This is a genomic window from Saccharopolyspora sp. SCSIO 74807 (assembly GCF_037023755.1).
Taxonomy (GTDB): domain Bacteria; phylum Actinomycetota; class Actinomycetes; order Mycobacteriales; family Pseudonocardiaceae; genus Saccharopolyspora_C; species Saccharopolyspora_C galaxeae.
Genome location: NZ_CP146100.1, coordinates 3,023,303 through 3,041,033, shown reverse-complemented (window position 1 = coordinate 3,041,033; position 17,731 = coordinate 3,023,303). Strand labels below are relative to the sequence as shown.

General features: G+C 69.6%; 18 protein-coding genes and 2 tRNA genes. 8 read left to right on the top strand and 12 right to left on the bottom strand.

Annotated features, from left to right (window positions below):
* Positions 1 to 43 precede the first annotated feature (43 nt).
* Together ligD and V1457_RS14030 are read right to left on the bottom strand one after the other, a co-directional pair.
* Entirely contained in the window at positions 44 to 943 is a 900-nt protein-coding gene (gene ligD / locus V1457_RS14035) for a non-homologous end-joining DNA ligase (protein WP_338604296.1), read from the bottom strand.
* Positions 943 to 1,509, bottom strand: a complete 567-nt coding sequence (locus V1457_RS14030; protein WP_200070909.1) for a DNA polymerase ligase N-terminal domain-containing protein — start codon at positions 1,507 to 1,509, stop codon at positions 943 to 945. Before V1457_RS14030 ends, ligD begins: the two co-directional genes overlap by 1 nt.
* Positions 1,510 to 1,829: 320 nt before the next feature.
* Between V1457_RS14030 and V1457_RS14025 the strand changes: the two genes are divergently transcribed.
* Entirely contained in the window at positions 1,830 to 3,449 is a 1,620-nt protein-coding gene (locus tag V1457_RS14025) for an ABC-F family ATP-binding cassette domain-containing protein (protein WP_338604293.1), read from the top strand.
* Between the two features lie 67 nt (positions 3,450 to 3,516).
* Here V1457_RS14025 and V1457_RS14020 read toward each other — a convergent pair whose 3' ends face one another.
* Positions 3,517 to 4,119: a hypothetical protein gene (locus V1457_RS14020; RefSeq protein ID WP_200070907.1), complete on the bottom strand. Its 603-nt coding sequence runs from the start codon at positions 4,117 to 4,119 to the stop codon at positions 3,517 to 3,519.
* A gap of 212 nt (positions 4,120 to 4,331) precedes the next feature.
* On the opposite strand from V1457_RS14020, the gene fdhD reads away from it, so the two are divergent.
* Together fdhD and V1457_RS14010 are read left to right on the top strand one after the other, a co-directional pair.
* Positions 4,332 to 5,177, top strand: a complete 846-nt coding sequence (gene fdhD, locus V1457_RS14015) for a formate dehydrogenase accessory sulfurtransferase FdhD (protein WP_200070906.1) — start codon at positions 4,332 to 4,334, stop codon at positions 5,175 to 5,177.
* A 126-nt stretch (positions 5,178 to 5,303) separates the two neighbouring features.
* The gene (locus V1457_RS14010) at positions 5,304 to 6,146 is read left to right on the top strand and encodes an alpha/beta hydrolase family protein (protein WP_295139605.1); all 843 of its coding nucleotides are present in this window, start codon (positions 5,304 to 5,306) and stop codon (positions 6,144 to 6,146) included.
* Between the two features lie 84 nt (positions 6,147 to 6,230).
* Here V1457_RS14010 and clpX read toward each other — a convergent pair whose 3' ends face one another.
* From clpX to V1457_RS13980, 6 genes are all read right to left on the bottom strand, one after another.
* Positions 6,231 to 7,511 carry an ATP-dependent Clp protease ATP-binding subunit ClpX gene (clpX, locus tag V1457_RS14005; RefSeq protein WP_200070904.1) on the bottom strand — a complete coding sequence of 427 codons (1,281 nt, stop codon included), beginning with the start codon at positions 7,509 to 7,511 and terminating at the stop codon, positions 6,231 to 6,233.
* A gap of 303 nt (positions 7,512 to 7,814) precedes the next feature.
* Positions 7,815 to 8,444, bottom strand: coding sequence for an ATP-dependent Clp protease proteolytic subunit (locus tag V1457_RS14000; protein WP_200070903.1), 630 nt, complete (start codon positions 8,442 to 8,444; stop codon positions 7,815 to 7,817).
* A 34-nt stretch (positions 8,445 to 8,478) separates the two neighbouring features.
* On the bottom strand, positions 8,479 to 9,051 hold the full coding sequence (locus V1457_RS13995; RefSeq protein ID WP_200071142.1) for an ATP-dependent Clp protease proteolytic subunit: 573 nt from the start codon (positions 9,049 to 9,051) through the stop codon (positions 8,479 to 8,481).
* A 286-nt stretch (positions 9,052 to 9,337) separates the two neighbouring features.
* Positions 9,338 to 10,771, bottom strand: a complete 1,434-nt coding sequence (gene tig, locus V1457_RS13990) for a trigger factor (protein WP_200070902.1) — start codon at positions 10,769 to 10,771, stop codon at positions 9,338 to 9,340.
* A gap of 185 nt (positions 10,772 to 10,956) precedes the next feature.
* On the bottom strand, positions 10,957 to 11,178 hold the full coding sequence (locus V1457_RS13985) for a hypothetical protein (protein ID WP_200070901.1): 222 nt from the start codon (positions 11,176 to 11,178) through the stop codon (positions 10,957 to 10,959).
* A gap of 125 nt (positions 11,179 to 11,303) precedes the next feature.
* Positions 11,304 to 11,377 (bottom strand) — tRNA-Pro (locus V1457_RS13980).
* 168 nt (positions 11,378 to 11,545) lie between these two features.
* Between V1457_RS13980 and V1457_RS13975 the strand changes: the two genes are divergently transcribed.
* From V1457_RS13975 to V1457_RS13960, 4 genes are all read left to right on the top strand, one after another.
* Positions 11,546 to 11,616: transfer RNA gene (locus tag V1457_RS13975), tRNA-Gly, on the top strand.
* Between the two features lie 515 nt (positions 11,617 to 12,131).
* On the top strand, positions 12,132 to 13,601 hold the full coding sequence (locus V1457_RS13970; protein WP_338604283.1) for an MDR family MFS transporter: 1,470 nt from the start codon (positions 12,132 to 12,134) through the stop codon (positions 13,599 to 13,601).
* Positions 13,602 to 13,647: 46 nt separating this feature from the next.
* On the top strand, positions 13,648 to 14,283 hold the full coding sequence (locus tag V1457_RS13965; RefSeq protein WP_295139611.1) for a 2'-5' RNA ligase family protein: 636 nt from the start codon (positions 13,648 to 13,650) through the stop codon (positions 14,281 to 14,283).
* Between the two features lie 67 nt (positions 14,284 to 14,350).
* Positions 14,351 to 15,094 carry a hypothetical protein gene (locus tag V1457_RS13960; RefSeq protein ID WP_200070899.1) on the top strand — a complete coding sequence of 248 codons (744 nt, stop codon included), beginning with the start codon at positions 14,351 to 14,353 and terminating at the stop codon, positions 15,092 to 15,094.
* Positions 15,095 to 15,102: 8 nt separating this feature from the next.
* On the opposite strand, the gene V1457_RS13955 is transcribed toward V1457_RS13960, so the two are convergent.
* From V1457_RS13955 to V1457_RS13945, 3 genes are all read right to left on the bottom strand, one after another.
* Positions 15,103 to 15,906 (bottom strand): DNA-formamidopyrimidine glycosylase family protein, encoded by an 804-nt coding sequence (locus tag V1457_RS13955; RefSeq protein WP_338604278.1) that lies wholly within the window; start codon positions 15,904 to 15,906, stop codon positions 15,103 to 15,105.
* A gap of 110 nt (positions 15,907 to 16,016) precedes the next feature.
* Complete coding sequence (locus V1457_RS13950; protein ID WP_200070897.1) at positions 16,017 to 16,355, bottom strand: hypothetical protein; 339 nt, start codon at positions 16,353 to 16,355, stop codon at positions 16,017 to 16,019.
* Between the two features lie 2 nt (positions 16,356 to 16,357).
* Positions 16,358 to 16,828 carry a ribose-5-phosphate isomerase gene (locus tag V1457_RS13945; RefSeq protein WP_200070896.1) on the bottom strand — a complete coding sequence of 157 codons (471 nt, stop codon included), beginning with the start codon at positions 16,826 to 16,828 and terminating at the stop codon, positions 16,358 to 16,360.
* Between the two features lie 77 nt (positions 16,829 to 16,905).
* Between V1457_RS13945 and V1457_RS13940 the strand changes: the two genes are divergently transcribed.
* Complete coding sequence (locus tag V1457_RS13940; protein WP_338604275.1) at positions 16,906 to 17,706, top strand: MBL fold metallo-hydrolase; 801 nt, start codon at positions 16,906 to 16,908, stop codon at positions 17,704 to 17,706.
* The last annotated feature ends 25 nt before the right edge of the window (positions 17,707 to 17,731 follow it).

The following is a 17,731-nucleotide window of genomic DNA, read 5'->3' as shown; positions in this document are numbered from 1 at the left end:
GTGAACGGACCGTTCGTCCGAATAGATTGGACGAACAGGCCGTTCACTCGGTGACGCTGTGGGCGGCGGAGCGGTGCATGGTGGCCCACGGGTCGGTTTTGCGGGCCAAGCGGCGAGTCATGTTCGCCAGCCCGTGGCCTTGCGGCGTGGCTTTGGAAAGTTCGCCCGAGTCCAGCGGTGTAGCGGCCGGGGCTCCGTCGCGGGCGCGCGGCGAGTACGGGCAGATCATCGTCTGGCCGTAGGCGTTTCGGTTGGTGTCCAAGAAGATCCGGTCGCCGCGGCGGTCCTTGCGGTGTTCGGTGGTGAACCTGTCGGGATGGTCGCGCACCGCGTTGTCGGCGAGTTCGCGGGAGGCGGCGCGGACCTCGTCGAAACCCTGCTCGCCGGTCAGCGGGGCCACGACGTGGAAGCCTTTGCCGCCGGTGGCTTGCACGTGCGGGCTCAGCCCCGCTGCGTCGAACCGGCGGCAGATCTCGCGCACCGCCTTGCGCAGTTCGCCGAGTTCGCAGTCCGGTGGCGGGTCCAGATCCAGCACCACCAGCACCGGCTTGTCCAAATCCTCCACTTTGGATAGTCCGATGTGGAATTCCAGAGTGGCCTGAGTCGCCAGGTAGACCAACGTCGCCGCGTCATCGCAAACCACGTGGTGCACCGAGCCGGGTTCGCCGCGCTGCGGCACCGACGCCACCCGCACCCAATCCGGGAAGTGCCCGGACGCCTCCTTCTGGAAGAAGCCGCCGGCCTGCACGCCGTCCGGAAAACGCCGCAGCGTCAACGGTTTCCCGCGCATGTGCGGGACCATCGCCGCGGCGACCGAGCAGAGGTAGTCGGCCACGTCCCGCTTGGTGCAGCCGTCCGCCGGATACAGCACCTTGTCCGGGTGGGTGAGCTCGAACCGGCGGCCATCGACCTCGAGCCGTTCGGCGTCCTCGGTCCGGGCCATCAGCGCTCCAGATCTTCGTTCGTGCGGCCGGAAAGCACCGATTCGGGCTGCGTCTTGGCCGGGTTGCGGCGCCGGTCGGCACCTTCATCGTCCACTTTGACCAGCAGCCACTGCTGCCTGCCGCCCATGCGCGTGAGCGCGAAGGCACCGCTGAGCTTCGCGCCCTGCAGCCAGACCTTCACGTGCCCGTTCTCCAGCCCCTCGGGCATTCCGACGGACTCACCCTTGCGCTCGGTGAGGTTGCGGTACGGCCCGGTGTCCCAGACGACGACGGTGCCCGCGCCGTAGCCCTCCGGGATGTCGCCTTCGAAATCCGCGTAATCCAGCGGGTGGTCCTCGGTCGGCGTTGCCAGCCGCTTCTGCCGCGGGTCGGTGGACGGCCCCTTCGGCACCGCCCACGACTTCAGCACGCCGCAGACCTCCAGCCGGAAGTCGAAGTGCAGGCTGGAGGCGTCGTGCCGCTGCACCACGAAGCGCGGCTGGTCGCCCGGACGACCACCAGCGGGCTCACCGGAGCGTTCCAGATCCCGCTTCTGCCGGTAGGTGCTGAGCTCTTGCTCCGCCATGCCGCAGCGATACCCGGCGAACGCGCCGCCGACACCGAAAAATGCCGTTGCGCGCGTTGCTACTGTGCGAAGGGAATGCCCCGGACAAGGGAGATGCGGACATGCTCGGGAACGACGACATCGCGGAGTGAGGGCGAAAGCCCGATCCAGCGCAGGTGTGTGGCCTGATTCTTCCTGCGCCGCTGTGTGAAGTCCGGATTGGCGCGATGAGCGCTGCCCGGACGAACCGCCGCCTGCCCTCCGCGCCGTCGCGCCGCCGTCTCCGAACTCGTTCCCGGGCCGCCTCGGTGCGCGCCCGCTGCACACGTGAGGGCTTCCGCATGTCCGATGCGTTCATCACCTGCTCCGGCCTGTCGTTCTCCTGGCCGGACGACACCCCCGTTTTCCGAGACCTCTCCTGCACCATCGGCGGCGGCCGCACCGGCCTCGTCGCGGCGAACGGAGCAGGCAAGAGCACCCTGCTCAAGCTGATCGCGGGAGAGCTGCGCCCCAGCAGCGGCGCAGTGTCGGTCCGCGGAGCGCTCGGCCACCTGCCGCAACACCTGTCGTTCCCCGGGGCTCGCACCGTGGCGGAAGTGCTGGGTATAGCCGAGGTGCTCCGCGCGCTCGCCGCCGTCGAGTCCGGGGACGCCGACGAGGAGCACTTCGCCACCATCGGCACCGACTGGGACATCGAGGAACGCACTCGCGCCCAGCTCGATCGCCTCGGCCTCGGGGACATCCCGTTCGACCGGCGCCTGCACACCCTCAGCGGCGGTCAGATCATCTCCCTCGGACTGGCCGCCGAGCTGCTGCGGCGACCCGAAGTGCTGCTGCTCGACGAACCGACCAACAACCTCGACATCGACGCGCGGCACCGGCTGCACGCCGTGCTCGACGACTTCACCGGCTGCTTGCTGGTGGTCAGCCACGACCGGGCGTTGCTGGACCGGATGGACCGCACCGCCGAGCTCGAAAGCGGCGAGATGCGCACCCACGGCGGCAACTTCACCGACTACGAGCAGGCGCTGCACGTCGAACAGCAGGCCGCCGAAAAGCACGTCCGCAGCGCCGAGCAGCAGGTCAAACGGGAGAAGCGGGAGATGCAGCAGGCCCGCGAACGCGCCGCGCGACGCGCCGGGAGCGCTGCCCGCAACGTCGCCGACGCGGGCCTGCCCAAGATCGTCGCGGGCGCCATGAAGCGGCGCGCCCAGGAGTCGGCGGGCAAAGCCGACGACGTGCACGCCGCCCGCCTCGACGCTGCGCGGGCCAAGCTCGACGAGGCCGAGCGCGGCTTGCGCGAAGAGCAGCAGATCGCGGTCGACCTGCCGGACACAAACGTCCCCGCCGGTCGCACCGTGTTCCTCGGAGAACGCCTGCGGGTTCGGCGGGACGGGCGCGAGCTGTTCGCGGGCGAGGGCCTGGACCTGGCGATCCGCGGACCCGAACGGATCGCCCTCACCGGCCCGAACGGTGCGGGCAAGTCCACGTTGCTGCACGTGATCAGCGGCGAGGTGGAACCGGACGCCGGCGCCACCAAACGGGTGGACGGACGCATCGCTCACCTGTCGCAGAAGCTGGAGCTGCTGGACGTCGACCGCACCGTGGCGCAGAACCTGGCCGCCTTCGCGCCAGCGATGCTCGAGCAGCAGCGCATCCACCTGCTGGCCCGGTTCCTGTTCCAGGGCTCCCGGATTCACCTGCCGGTGCGGGCTCTGTCCGGTGGTGAGCGGCTGCGCGCGACATTGGCGTGCGTGCTCAGCGCCGAACCGGCGCCGCAGCTGCTCTTGCTGGACGAGCCGACCAACAACCTCGACCTGGCCGGTGTGCGCCGGATGGAAAGCGCGCTGAACGCCTACCGAGGGGCGTTCGTGGTGGTCAGCCACGACGAACGGTTCCTCGCCGAGATCGGCGCCGATCGGTGGCTGCGGCTGGCCGAAGGGCGGCTGCTCGAGCAGTGACCTTCATGCGGCCTGCGTCGAGCACTGCCGGACCTCCTCAGCCCGCCCCACCTCAGCCCGCCCCTCCTCAGCCGCACTGCCAGAGGAACCGCCCCTGCCCACTGCCCTCGTCGAGGAACCCGTACCCCACGCCCGCATCGCCGAAGTTCACCTCGAACGGCAGGTCGTCGGCGCTGTCGAGCTGCAGCAGGAAGCGGAACGGCCCGTCGGGCGCTTCCTCGTCCTGCAACCACCGCGGCTCGCCGAACAGCCGGCTCGCGAAGTCGTCCACCGAGGTCTCGCCGTCGAACGGGGTCAGTTCCACCGCGTGGTCCGGCCCGAACGTCGGCCCCTTCGCGATGCCCGCCACCTGGTAGAAGTCCGCGGGTTCGCCGGGCTGGGCGAACAACGCGTTCTCCCCGCCCTCCGGCTCGAAGGTGTTGTCGACGAAGTCGTCCGGATCGTCGCTGAAGTCCTCGGTCAGGAACAGGTAGGCCAGCCGCACCTGCTCGCCCGGCAACCGGATCTGCCCGAGGAAGCGCATCGGGCGCCCCTGGCTGGCCGAAAGCGGCCAGGCAGGCGCGTCCAGCCACACGGGCTGGCCGCCGAACTTGGTGACGGGCTCGCGGATCGGCGCCTCCGACTCGACGAATCGGAGGTTCTGCCGGGCGGTTGCGGTGCTCTCGGGCATGTCGGGTCCTTGCTCGCTGGGGCCTTACGAGCGAACACTAGCGATCAACCACGACGGAACAGCACGGCTTCGACCACATTTCTCCGCCCGCACGCCCGAACGGACCAGCGCGCGAGACCGCGACCCGAGCAGCGCGATCACACCCGCGGGCCTGCGACCATAGGAGACGGTCGAATCGCCGGGAACGGCGTCGCACGAGCAGGAGGTCGTCAATGGGACGTGTCACGGTACGGCGGCCCGTGCTGCGGATCACCGAGCAGGGCGCCCGCACCCGGCCCGACACCCTCGCAGCCGAAGAACCCCTGGAGATCCGGATCGACGGCCGAGCGCTCACGGTCACCATGCGCACCCCCGGCAACGACGTCGAGCTGGCGCACGGCTTCCTGCTCACCGAAAGCGTCATCGGCGGCATGGACGACGTGCACAGCGCCCGCTACTGCGACAGTCCCGGTCCGGACGGGCGCAACACCTACAACGTGCTCGACGTCCGCCTCTCGCCCGGCGTGAGCCCGCCGGACACCTCGGTGGAGCGGAACTTCTACACCACCTCGTCCTGCGGCGTGTGCGGCAAGGCCGCGCTGGACTCGGTCCGGCTGAGCACCCGGTACTCACCCGCCGAGGATCCGCTGCGGATCAGTCCGGAAACCCTCGCGGAACTGCCGGAGCGGCTGCGCGCGGCGCAGCAGGTCTTCGACAGCACCGGCGGATTGCACGGCGCCGCCCTTTTCGACGCGCACGGCGAACTCCTGGTGTGCCGGGAGGACGTGGGCAGGCACAACGCCGTCGACAAAGTGCTCGGCTGGGCGCTGCTGCAACGGCGCGTGCCGTTGGGCGCCAGCGTGCTCATGGTTTCCGGGCGGGCGTCGTTCGAGCTGGTCCAGAAAGCCGCGATGGCGGGTGTGCCGATGCTCACCGCGGTCTCCGCGCCGTCCTCGCTCGCCGTCGAGCTGGCCGCCGAGCAGGGCATGACGCTGGTCGGCTTCCTGCGCGGCAGCTCCATGAACGTCTACACCGGAGCCGAGCGGGTCACCGCACCGGAACCGGCCGCGGTCCGCTGAGGACACCGCCGGGGCCGCATCGGTAGCGATCCGCGCCATTGGCACGATGGACACTCAGAGCGAGGCGAAGCCGGAGGTGTCATGCGCGGGAATCCGCGGTCGGTCAGGATGCCGAGCCGTCGCACCATGCTCACATCCGGCCTGCTCGGGATCGGCGCGGCCGGACTGGGACTCAGCGCCGACTCCGGCGGAACCGAGGTGCAACCGGCGGCGGTCCCGCTGGCCAAGCAGGACAACGTGCTGGTCGAGACCGTGCACTCGCAGGCTCGCAACCGCGAGGTCGACCTGGTGACGATGTTCCCGGACGGCGTGCACCGCGAGGGGCTGCCGGTGTGCCTGCTGCTGCACGGGCGGTACGGCGACGCCCGCAGATCCGCCGGTGGCGTGCCCAGCTGGCTCACCTCCGCGGTTGCCAGCGGCGCCGTGCCGCCGTTCGCGTTCCTGGCCGTCGACGGCGGCGGGAACAGCTACTGGCACCAGCGCTTCGGCGACGACCCGATGTGGATGTTGCTGGAGGAAGTGCCCCGCTGGCTCGGTGAGCGCGGCCTCGGCGGAGCCGACGGCCAGCCGTTCGCGGTGGCGGGCATCTCGATGGGCGGGTTCGGCGCGCTGCTCTACACCCGCCGCCGCAACGAGCTGCGCAGCCAGGTGCGCGCGACGGCGATCGTGTCCCCGGCGCTGATCACCAACTGGCCGGAGATGGCGCGGCGACGGGCCTTCGCCGACGAGCAGGACTGGGCCTCCATCGACCCCATGCGCCACCTCGACGCGCTCGAGGACGTTCCGCTGGGCGTGTGGTGCGGCACCCGCGACCGGTTCATCAAAGGCACCCGCCGGTTCATCGCCCGCGCCGACCCGGAGGTGGCCTCGACCTCGCCCGGCGGGCACAACAGCCGCTACTACCGCAAAGCGCTGCCGGAGGTCGTCGACTTCATCGGCGGCTACGTGCCGCGGCGCCGCAAGAGCTGACGATGCGCACCGCGCGCGGCGGTGCGCATCGGGCGGCGCGAAACCGAGGTTCGAAGAGGTTCTTCGGCAGGACCGGGCAGCCGATCAGGCCGACTTCTCGCGGCGCTCGCGGCGGGTGTTCTGCCGGGCGACGATCGTCGGATTGACGTTCTCCCGCACCGTCTGCTCGGTGATCACGACCTTGGCCACGTCGGAACGGCTCGGGATGTCGTACATCACCGGCAGCAGCACCTCTTCCAGGATCGCCCGCAGGCCGCGGGCACCGGTGCCGCGCAGGATCGCCTGATCCGCGATGGCCTCCAACCCCGACCTGGTGAACTCCAGCTCGACGTTGTCCATCTCGAACAGCCGCTTGTACTGCTTGATCAGCGCGTTGCGGGGTTCGGTGAGGATCTGCACCAGCGACGGCTTGTCCAGGTTCGTCACGCTGGCCACGGTGGGCAGCCTGCCGATGAACTCCGGGATCAGGCCGAACTTGATGAGGTCTTCGGGCAGCACATCGGCGAAGTGGTCGGTCGCGTCGATCTCGGTCTTCGACCGCAGCTGCGCACCGAAGCCGACGCTGGCCTTGCCGACCCGCTCCTCGACGATCTGGTCCAGGCCCGCGAACGCGCCGGCCACGATGAACAGCACGTTCGTGGTGTCGATCTGGATGAACTCCTGGTGCGGGTGCTTGCGGCCGCCCTGCGGCGGCACGCTCGCGGTGGTGCCCTCCAGGATCTTCAGCAGCGCCTGCTGCACGCCCTCACCGGAGACGTCGCGGGTGATCGACGGGTTCTCGCTCTTGCGCGCGATCTTGTCTACCTCGTCGATGTAGATGATGCCGGTCTCGGCGCGCTTGACGTCGTAATCGGCGGCTTGGATCAGCTTCAGCAGGATGTTCTCGACGTCTTCGCCGACGTAGCCCGCCTCGGTCAGCGCGGTCGCGTCGGCGATGGCGAACGGCACGTTGAGCATCTTCGCCAGCGTCTGCGCCAGGTAGGTCTTGCCGCAGCCGGTCGGGCCGAGCATCAGGATGTTCGACTTCGCGAGTTCGACGTTCTCCTCGCGGCTGTCCCGGGTGCGCTCCCCAGCCTGGATGCGCTTGTAGTGGTTGTAGACCGCGACCGAGAGGTTCCGCTTCGCCGCGTCCTGCCCGATGACGTACTGGTCCAGGAACTCGTGGATCTCCGTCGGCTTCGGCAGCTCGTCGAGCTTGACCTCGCCGGCCTCGGCCAGCTCCTCTTCGATGATCTCGTTGCAGAGATCGATGCACTCATCGCAGATGTACACGCCGGGGCCGGCGATGAGTTTCTTCACCTGCTTCTGGCTCTTCCCGCAGAAGGAGCACTTCAGCAGGTCGCCGCCGTCACCGATACGTGCCATGACCGCTGACCCCGTCCCCTCCGGCACGCCGTCCGGTGACGTGCCTGACCGTATGTGCTCGTTTCGACGGTACCTGCCGCTCCCCGCCTTCGGGGAGACTCACAGTGTCCGCCACCCGCCGGGCGAGGCGGGTGGGACCGCACGTGCCGGGCGTGTCGCGAACGGCCCGGCGAAGCATCCCACCCCGCGGAACGTCCCCGCGACCACCGTTCGCGCGGCGTCGCAACTCCGCCGCGCACCGCCGCCCGGAAGATCGCGGCCCGCCCCGGAAGAACCCGGACGGGCCGCGGTCCACGCGGCGATTCAGGACTGGCCGGCCAGCTTGCGGTACGGCATGATCTCGTCGATCAACCCGTACTGCTGGGCCTGGTCCGCGGTCAGGATCTTGTCCCGCTCCACGTCCTGGCGGATCTGCTCCTTGGAGTTGCCGGTGTGCGTGGCCAGCGTCGACTCCATCAGGTCCCGCATCCGCTGCACCTCGTTGGCCTGGATCTCCAAGTCCGAGACCTGGCCGTAGATGCCCTCGGTGGAAGGCTGGTGGATCAGCATGCGGGCGTTCGGCAGCGCCAGGCGCTGGCCCTTGGTGCCCGCCGCCAGCAGCACCGCCGCCGCCGAAGCGGCCTGCCCCAGGCACACCGTGCGGATGTTGGGGCGGACGTACTGCATCGTGTCGTAGATCGCCATCAACGCGGTGAACGAACCGCCCGGCGAGTTGATGTAGATGTCGATCTGCCGGTCCGGGTCGTCCGACTCCAGGTACAGCAGCTGCGCCATCACGTCGTTGGCCGAAGCGTCGTCGACCTGGACGCCGAGGAACACGATCCGTTCCTCGAACAGCTTGTTGTACGGATTCGACTCCTTCACCCCGTACGCGGTGCGCTCCACGAACGAAGGCAGCACGTACCGGGACTGCGGAAGCTGGAATGAGCTCACGACGGGTGACTCCTCGTTGCTGTGGGTTCGCGGGTCAGCTCGGCAGGTTGGCGGCGGTGGCGATGTGGTCCACGAACCCGTAGTCGCGCGCCTCGTCGGCGGTGAACCAACGGTCCCGGTCGGAATCGGCGATGATCCGCTCCACGTCCTGACCGGTGTGGTGCGCGATCAGCTCCGCCATCTCCCGCTTGTGCTTGGTGAACACGTCGGCCTGGATCGCGATGTCCGAAGCCGTGCCACCGAGGCCCGCCGAAGGCTGGTGCATCATGATCCGCGAGTGCGGCAGCGCGAAGCGCTTGCCGGTGGCGCCCGCGGAGAGCAGGAACTGGCCCATCGACGCGGCGAAGCCCATCGCCACCGTCGCCACATCGGGCTTGATCAACTGCATCGTGTCGTAGATCGCCATCCCGGCGGTGACCGAGCCACCCGGCGAGTTGATGTAGAGCGAGATGTCCCGCTCCGCGTCCTCGGCCGCCAGCAGGACGAGCTGCGAGCAGATCTGGTTGGCGATGGAATCCTCGACCTGGGAGCCCAGGACGATGATCCGCTCCCGCAGCAACCGCTCGTAAACCGAGTCGTTGAGCGAGAGCCCGTTCGTCGACCGCATGTGCGGCGTCGAGTCCGACGACGCCGGAACAGTCAGGTGCTGCGTCACGTCTCCCTGCCTTCTTCCACGATGAGGGGCTTCCACAATGGACCGGGCGGGCTTTCGGCCGCCGAATCCCAGGGACGCCGTACTTTTCGGTTACCGGTGATCCGCTTACGACCGACCCTAACGAACGTGGGCGGCACCAGCTTCCCGGTACCGCCCACGTTCGCTCAGAGCTTGTGTTCCGCCATGACGAAGCGCGGATTCCTTTCGCGCACAGCGAAATCGCCGTGCCGGAAAAGGCTCACTCGGACTTCGCGCCCGCAGTGGACTCCGCGTTCTCGCCGTCGCCCTCCGCGTCGGCCGACTTCTGCTCGGCCTCACCCGGCACGACCTCGGGCTGGCCCGACTCGTCGGTCTCCGATCCGAACAACTCGTCCAGATCCAGCGACCCGCCGGACTCGTCGCGCACGGTCGCCTGCCGGACCACCGAGAACAGCGCCTTGCTGCGCCGCACGTCGGCGTAGATCGCGCCGAGCTGGCCGGACTGCTGGGCCTGCTGCACGTACTGGTCCGGGCTCACGCCGAACCGCTGCGCCTGATAGATGATCCGCTCGGTCAGCTCGTTGTCCGAAACCGACACGTCCTCGGCATCGGCGATCGTGTCCAGCACCAGCTGAGTGCGGACCGCCTTCTCGGCTTCCTGCCGGGTCTCGGCGTCGAACTGCTCGCGGGTCTGGCCCTGCTGCGCCAGCCACTCGCCGAACTTCTCCTCGTCGTGGTCGAACGGGTGCACCGCGTCGTGCTCGCGGGCCTCGACCTCGGAGTTGACGAGGTTCTCCGGCAGCGGCACCTCCACGGTCTCCAGCAGCGCGTCCAGGACCTTGTCCCTGGCCTGCATCCCCTGCTGCATCCGCTTCATCCGGGCCGCCCGCTCGCGCAGGTCGGCCATCAGCTCGTCCGCGGTGTCGAACTCGCTGGCCATCTGCGCGAACTCGTCGTCGGCCTCCGGCAGGTGCCGCTCCTTGACGGAGTTCAGCGTGACCGTCACCTCGGCGTCCTTGCCCGCGTACTCGCCCGCCAGCAGATGGCTGGTGAAAGTGTTCGTGTCGCCATCGGACGCGCCGATCAGCGCGTCGTCGATGCCGTCGATGAGCTGGCCGGAACCGATCTCGTAGGACAGCCCGCTGGTGCGCGCGTCCTCGACCTCTTCGCCGTCGACGGTGGCCGAGAGGTCGATGCTGACGAAGTCGCCCTGCTGCGCCGGACGCTCCACGCCGGTCAACGTGCCGAAGCGGGCGCGCAGCTCATCGAGCTGCTGCTGCACCTCGTCCTCGGACGCCTCGACGTCGTCCACGGTCACCGACAGCTCGCCGAAAGCGGGCACGGTGATCTCCGGGCGCACGTCGACCTCGGCGGTGAACGCGACCTGCTCGCCGTCCTCGATCTTGGTGACCTCGATCTCCGGACGGCCGAGGGTGCGCACCTCGCTGCCGTTCACGGCCTCCAGGTACTTCTCCGGGACCGCCTCGTTGACGACCTCGTCGAGCACGGGCGCGCGGCCCACCCTGCTCTCCAGCACCCGGGCCGGTGCCTTGCCCGGACGGAAGCCCGGAATCCGGACCTGGTTCGCCAACTGCTTGTACGCGCGGTCGAAGTTCGGCTTGAGCTCGTCGAACGGCACCTCGACGTTGATCCGTACGCGCGTCGGGCTCAGGTGCTCGACGGTGCTCTTCACGTGGTCTCCTAGTGCGAACGTGCTTCGGACCCCGGCGGAACGCCTCGAGCGACGCCCAGGACAGCAGCACCGCCCGGGACTGGGCACGCTCCGGCCACGCCGGGCTGACCTCCGAGTCTATTGCCCGCGGCGACCGAGCACGGGCCGGGGGTTGCCGAACCGCCCGAAAACCGGCGCACGCCGGGTCACCGGCCGCCCAACGCCGGAACCATCGCCGGACCCAGGTTCGTCGGAGTGGCCGCCGTGCCGATCCCCACCGTCGGCGGAACCGGCCGCGCTCCCGGGACATCGACGAACAACGACACCCCCACCAGCAGCACGACCGCCAGCACCAGCAGCGCGCCGACCAGCACGGCGGGCAGCCGGACGCGACGCAGAACCCTCGACGCAGCAACGTGAAAGCGCACGCCAACGGAATCGAGAGCCCGGCGGGCATCGTTACCAGCTGTCGAACAGGTCACCCGGAAAGATCACGCAACGTGATCTCGACGGCAAAGAGGCGTGGCCGGACCGACCACGCCTCCCTCGAACGTCGGGGTGGCGGGATTTGAACCCACGACCCCTCGCACCCAAAGCGAGTGCGCTACCAAACTGCGCCACACCCCGTTCGACCTGCGACGCACCCCGGAACCCCCGGGTGCGTTGCAAAGACCCTATCGCGACCGGTTAAAGTGGGGCACGCAAGGTCGCGAACACCCCGGACTCACGCACCAACCGGGTTCACGCACCGGAATCCGGGCGAAGCTCCGGAAAACGGAAGTTCCGACCGAGCATGCGGGCGTAGCTCAATGGTAGAGCCCCAGTCTTCCAAACTGGCTACGCGGGTTCGATTCCCGTCGCCCGCTCCGGAGGTGGGAGGACTGTGCCGCTGCCCCGACTCGTCGGGGCTTGGGCCGGTCCTCCTTCGCATATTCATACGGGGGCCGAGCCCCCGTAAGCCCCCACGGTGCGGTGGTTGCGTGGGGATTCTTGCGGTGGCTTGGCGTTGCTGGGGGCTTGGGAGACAAAGACCCGCCGGGGCCGGTGAGTAGGGCGGTTCGGCTGACGGGGACGTCTGCGCGGGGTTTTGACGGCGGCTCTCGTCGGTGAGGACTTGGGGAACGAAGACCCGCCGGGGCCGGTGAGTAGGGCGGTTCGGCTGGCGGAGGCGTCTGCGCGGGATGCGGACGGCGGCACCTATGCCGGTGGTGTGGTTGTTGCGCGAAAGGCTTGGTGAGCCGGGCGCTTCGGAGCGGTCCTGGGGCTGGGAAATAAACGCGTTGGGGCTGTCGTTGGGGTGGCGCATGCTGGAGGGGTGAGGTCGGAGCTCCGCGCGAGGGGCCGGCCTGGGGGAACCGCCGGAGCGAACACGGAGCGCAGCTTGCGACGTCTCGAGTACAAGTGGCTGGTCGGCATCACCTTCGTGCTCGGCCTGATCATGCAGATCCTGGACATGACCGTGCTCAACGTCGCGCTGGCGACGTTGGGCCGCGAATTCCACGTCGGCGAAGCCACCCTGCAGTGGGTGCTCACCGGCTACCTGATCAGCCTCGCCGTGTTCGTGCCCGCATCCGGCTGGATCGCCGACCGCTACGGCGGCAAGCGCACCTTCCAGCTCGCCGTCGTCGTGTTCACCGCCGCCTCCGTGCTTTGCGGACTCGCCACCGAGATCTGGATGCTGATCGGCGCGCGGATCCTGCAAGGCGTCGGCGGCGGGATGCTCGTGCCCGTCGGCCAAGCCATGCTCTTCCGCGCCTTCCCGGCGCACGAACGCGCCAAAGCCTCCGCCGTGCTTTCCGTGCCGATCACCATCGCGCCGATGCTCGGACCGCTGATCGGCGGCGCGCTGGTGGAATTCGCGAGCTGGCGATGGATCTTCTTCATCAACGTCCCGGTGGGCGGGCTCGCGCTGCTCGCGGCGGTGCTGTTCCTGAAGGAGGAACAGCAGTCCCGGCCCGGCAGATTCGACCTGCCCGGGTTCGTGCTGGCCGGCAGCGGCCTGGCCACCCTCCTCGTCGGACTGGATCAAGGCGCCCAGACCGGCTGGGGAAAGCCTTCGGTGTGGGGAACGCTCATCGTCGCCGCGGTACTGCTGAGCGGGCTGGTCGCGCGCGAACTGCGCACCCCGGAACCGATGCTGGACCTGCGCCTGCTCGGCGATCGGCTGTTCGGCACCGGCAACGGGCTGCTGCTGTGCTCCACCGGGGCGATCTTCGGCGCGCTGTTCCTGCTCCCGCTGTACCTGCAGAACCTGCGCGGCTTCGGCCCGCTCGGATCCGGCCTCGTGCTGATGCCGCAGGCGCTGAGCATGCTCGCCACCACCCAGCTCGTCAGCCGCCTCTACACAAGAGTCGGGCCGCGGCCACTGCTGCTCATCGGATTCACCGTGTTGATCAGTGTCGGGCTGCTGCTGCAACTGCTCGACACCGCGACCCCGTACTGGCTGCTGACGGTGCTGCTGGTGTGGCTGGGGATCGGCATGGGACTGCTGATGACGCCGTTGCAGACCGCCGCGTTCGCGCGGATCTCCGCCGCGTCGATGGGCCGGGCCAGCTCGCTGTTCAACGCCAGCAGGCAGGTGGCGACCGCACTCGGAACCGCGGTGGGTGCGACGATTCTGGTGGCATTGACCGAAAGCTACACGTCCACTGTGGATGTCTCGGTGCCGTCGGCGGTGGTGCAGGCGCAGATGTCGGCCTACCGCGGGGCGTTCCTCGCCTCGATCGCCTTCGGTGCGCTGGGATTGCTGCTGTCGTTGCGGGTGCGCAACGCGGACGCGGCGGACACGCTGCGCGATCGGTCGGCGCCGTCCGGTGATCATTCCCACCCGGGCACCACGACCGTGAGATAGCTCAAGGTCGCCCCACAACCGCCCGCGCCAGTGCACTATTTGAAGGGTGACCGACTTGCCGCACGCCGACCAGGTCCGCAACCACGCCCGCTGGCGGCCGGGATGGCACTCCGGCCGCACCAGCTACGCGTGGCTGCTGCCGTTCGCCGACCAGCCCGGGCTGCGCCACCTGGTGAACCAGTACCAGTACGCCATGCGGGACCTGCCGGGTTTCGACCTCGTCCCGCTGGAATGGATGCACATCCTGGTGCAGGAGGTCGGCTTCACCGACGAGGTGCCGCAGGAACGGCTGGACGGGCTGGTGGACACCGCGCGCAGGCGGCTCACCGGTTTCGCGCCGCTGTCGCTGGCGTTCCACCGCGCCGTGGTGCTGCCCGAGTCGCTGTCGCTGCCCGCCGAGCCGCAGACCACGCTGCTGGAACTGCGCGCGGCGCTGCGCGAGGCGACCGCGGAAGTGGTCGGCGCCGAGCAGCTCCCGGGCGAACCGGAAGAGGTAGACCGGCACATCAGCCTCGCGTACTCCACCACGGACGGTCCCGCGATCTTCGCCGTGGCCACGCTCAGCGGCACCGACGTCGACCCGACCACGGCCAAAGCCGGCGCCGTCTCGCTGGTGCGGCTGAACCGGGATCACTCCTGCTCCGAGTGGGAGACCGTGGCCGAGGTACCGCTCGGCGCCTGACCCGCCCGAGCACTCCCCCGCCGCGAGTAGCCTCGGGATTGTCCGACCGGACCAGCTCGGAGGCACCGTGGACACCGCAGTCATCCTGATCATCGCCGCCGCCGTCGTCCTCGTGGTCGCGGTGTGGTGGTCGCGCAGGCAGAACGTCGAGTACCAGCGCAACCAGCTCGACGACGCCAAGGCCGACGCCCGGCGCTGGACCGAGCGGCTGGGCGGGCAGGTGCTCAACCTCGTCGGCACGAACGAGGCCGCCAAGCAGGCGCTTGCCGACGCCGCCGAACGGCACCAGGCCGCGGTGTCCCAGCTCGACCAGGCGAGCACCGCCGAGCAGTGCAGGCTCACCACCCGGACGGCGATGGAAGGCCTGTACTACGTGCGCGCGGCGCGCACCGCGATGGACATGGACCCCGGCCCGGAACTTCCGGACCTCGCGGACCGGCACGGTGCGGGCAAGGTGACCGAGCACCGCGACGTCGAGGTCGAAGGGCAGCGGCAGGTGGCCTCGCCGGAGCCGAGCGAGCAGACGCCGCACTACTACCCGGGCGGCCGAGTCGCGGGCCGTCCGGTGCCGGAGGGCTGGTACAGCCAGCCGTGGTGGAAGCCCGCGCTGGTCGCCGGAGCCTGGGGCGCGGGGTCGTTCATGCTGGCCAGCGCACTGTTCGGCGGCATGTCCGGCGTTCCCGAGGCCGCCTACGCCGACGGTTTCCAAGGAGCCGACGGGTTCGAGGGCGCGGACCCGGGCGGCTTCGGCGACGGCGGCGACTTCGGAGATTTCGACGGCTTCGACGGGTTCGACGGCTTCGACTTCTGAGGCGCCGGTCAGGCCTGGCAGGTGGGGCACCAGTAGAGGTTGCGGCCGGAGAGGTCCGCGGTGACCACCGGTGTCGCACAGATCAGGCAAGGCGCACCGGCTCGCCGGTAGACGTAGACCTCGCCACCGTGCCGGTCCTGCCGCGGCGGGCGCCCCATCGCCTCCGGCTCGTGCTCCGGCCGGACCGTGTCGATCCGCCCGGTCCGCACGCCGCCGGCCATCAGCTCGACCAGGTCGTGCCAGACGAGCTTCCACCGCCGCGCGCCCAATTCCCGGCCGGGCGTGTAGGGCGCGATGCCGTGCCGGAACAGGACTTCGGCGCGGTAGACGTTGCCCGCGCCCGCGATGACCTTCTGATCCAGCAGCAACGCGGCGATCGGCGTGCGGGAGCGCTCGATCCGCTGCCACGCGCGGTCCGGTTCGGCGTCCGCGCGCAACGGGTCCGGGCCGAGGCGGGCGCGCAGCGCCGCGACTTCCTCCGGCGTGATCAGTTCGCAGGCCGTGGGGCCGCGCAGATCCGTCGCGCAATCCGGGCCGACGATCCGCATCCGAACTTGGCCGCGCGGCTGTTCCGGCGGCAGCGGGATTTCGGTGAACTTCCCGTACAACCCGAGGTGCACGTGCACGATTCCGGGGCCGTAGCAGTGGAAGAGGTGCTTGCCGTGCGCCTCGGCGCGCTCCAGCACCGAACCGTCCACTTCGGACGCACTGGCGGCGAATCGGCCCTGCGGGCTGAGCACTCGCACCCGGTGCCCGCCGAACCGCGCATCGTGCAGCCGCGCGAGCCGGTGCAACGTGTGACCTTCGGGCATCGCGTCAGTGCCTGTCCTTCAGCGGTGGTTACGTTGTGCACGTGGCGGAAGCGGCTGACACCGCTCGAAAAAGCCGACACCCGAGCCGAGCGCAGGCCCGAGACAGGCGCTCAGAACAACACCCACAGCACGACGGACTCGGCCAGGTAGGCGGCGACGCAGCAAGCGGCCACGATCAGGCCGCGGCGGACCACGCCGGTCGTACCGCGGCGCCAGAAGGCCACCACCATTCCCGCGAGGAATGCCAGGCACAGCGCCAGAAAACCGCCGACGATCAGCCACAGCCCGACGCCGAGCACGCAATCCGGGGCGGTGCAGGTAGCGCCCGGACCGCCCAGCAGCACGGGCGAGAGCGCGGTTTGGGCGAAGAAGAGGACGAGCACCCCGGCCGCGGTGGCGCCGAAGGCGACCAGCGGTGTCCACAACGCGACCGGGCGTGCTTCGGGCATGGTCACTCCGCGGGAAGCGCCGGCGGGTTCCCGGTCCGCTCGTAGTCGGCGAGCAGGTCGATGCGGCGCTGGTGGCGGCCGCTTTCGAACTCGGTGCCCAGGAACGCCTCGACGATCTCCTCGATCTCCTCGACCGAGTGCATCCGCGCACCGATGCCCGCCAGCAGTGCGTTGTTGTGCTGGCGAGCCAGTTTCGCGGTCTCGACGTTCCAGGTCAGCGCCGCGCGGGCGCCGGGAACCTTGTTGGCCGAGATCTGCTCGCCGTTGCCGGAACCGCCGATGACCAGCCCGAGGCTGCCCTCGTCGGCCACGACGCGGCGGGCGGCTTCGACGCAGAACGGCGGGTAGTCGTCCTGGGCGTCGTAGACCGCCGGGCCGACGTCGGTCACTTCGTGACCGCGCTCGCCCAGCCACTTGGCCAGGTGGTTCTTGAGTTCAAATCCTGCGTGGTCAGATCCAAGGTAGACGCGCACGCAGGCAGTGTGCCAAACACCGCGCGGCGGCTTCGCACCCCTGCCGCGACGCCGGTCGGCGACGGCATCCTGGGGACGTGGAACAGTGGCGAGAGGTGGCCGACCGGGTGTTCGTGCGCAGGCACTCCGAGCTCGACCTGAGCACGGGACTGGTGTTCGGTTCGGCTCGGGCGCTGGTCGTGGACACCCGGGGCGATCGCGAGCAAGGCGCGGAACTGGCCGCGGCGGTTCGCGAGGTGACGTCGCAGCCGTGGGAGGTGGTGCTGACGCACGGTCACTTCGACCATTACTTCGGTACCGCGGCGTTCCTGCCCGCGCCCGTGCGGGCGCACGCGAATTGCCCGCGCTACCTGGACGAGCACGCCGAACGGCAGCGCGCGGAATGGGTCGAGCACTACCGCGCCGAGGGGCGCCACGAACTGGCCACCGCACTGTCGCGCACCAACGTGGCGCAACCGGATCGGCTGGTGCACGACCGCGCGGAGATCGACCTCGGCGACCGGATCGTGCAGCTTCACCACCTCGGCGCCGGGCACACCGACCACGACCTGGTCGCGCAGGTGCCGGACGCCGGCGTGGTCTTCGCAGGCGACCTGGTCGAACAGGGTGCGCCACCGGACTTCGAGGACGCTTTCCCGGAAAGCTGGCCTGCCGCGCTAGCTGCGCTGCTGCAGCTACGACCGGAGATCGTCGTGCCCGGGCACGGAAACCCGGTCGATGCGGAGTTCGTCCGCGGCCAGCGCGCCGAGCTCGCAGCCCTGGCGGGGCTGTGCGCTTCCTTCCGCACCGCCGCGATCAGCGAGACCGAGGCACTACGGGCCTCCCCTTACCCGGCGGAGACCACCGGCCGGGCATTGCGCAGAGCGCTCGCGGCCTGAGCAACGGTGTCCACTTCGGACCATT

Bases quoted from the DNA above. Each gene is read 5' to 3' on its own strand.
- ligD (WP_338604296.1), bottom strand. From the start codon at position 943: ATGGCCCGGACCGAGGACGCCGAACGGCTCGAGGTCGATGGCCGCCGG.
- V1457_RS14030 (WP_200070909.1), bottom strand. From the start codon at position 1,509: ATGGCGGAGCAAGAGCTCAGCACCTACCGGCAGAAGCGGGATCTGGAA.
- V1457_RS14025 (WP_338604293.1), top strand. From the start codon at position 1,830: ATGTCCGATGCGTTCATCACCTGCTCCGGCCTGTCGTTCTCCTGGCCG.
- V1457_RS14020 (WP_200070907.1), bottom strand. From the start codon at position 4,119: ATGCCCGAGAGCACCGCAACCGCCCGGCAGAACCTCCGATTCGTCGAG.
- fdhD (WP_200070906.1), top strand. From the start codon at position 4,332: ATGGGACGTGTCACGGTACGGCGGCCCGTGCTGCGGATCACCGAGCAG.
- V1457_RS14010 (WP_295139605.1), top strand. From the start codon at position 5,304: ATGCTCACATCCGGCCTGCTCGGGATCGGCGCGGCCGGACTGGGACTC.
- clpX (WP_200070904.1), bottom strand. From the start codon at position 7,511: ATGGCACGTATCGGTGACGGCGGCGACCTGCTGAAGTGCTCCTTCTGC.
- V1457_RS13995 (WP_200071142.1), bottom strand. From the start codon at position 9,051: ATGCGGTCGACGAACGGGCTCTCGCTCAACGACTCGGTTTACGAGCGG.
- V1457_RS13955 (WP_338604278.1), bottom strand. From the start codon at position 15,906: ATGCCCGAAGGTCACACGTTGCACCGGCTCGCGCGGCTGCACGATGCG.
- V1457_RS13950 (WP_200070897.1), bottom strand. From the start codon at position 16,355: ATGCCCGAAGCACGCCCGGTCGCGTTGTGGACACCGCTGGTCGCCTTC.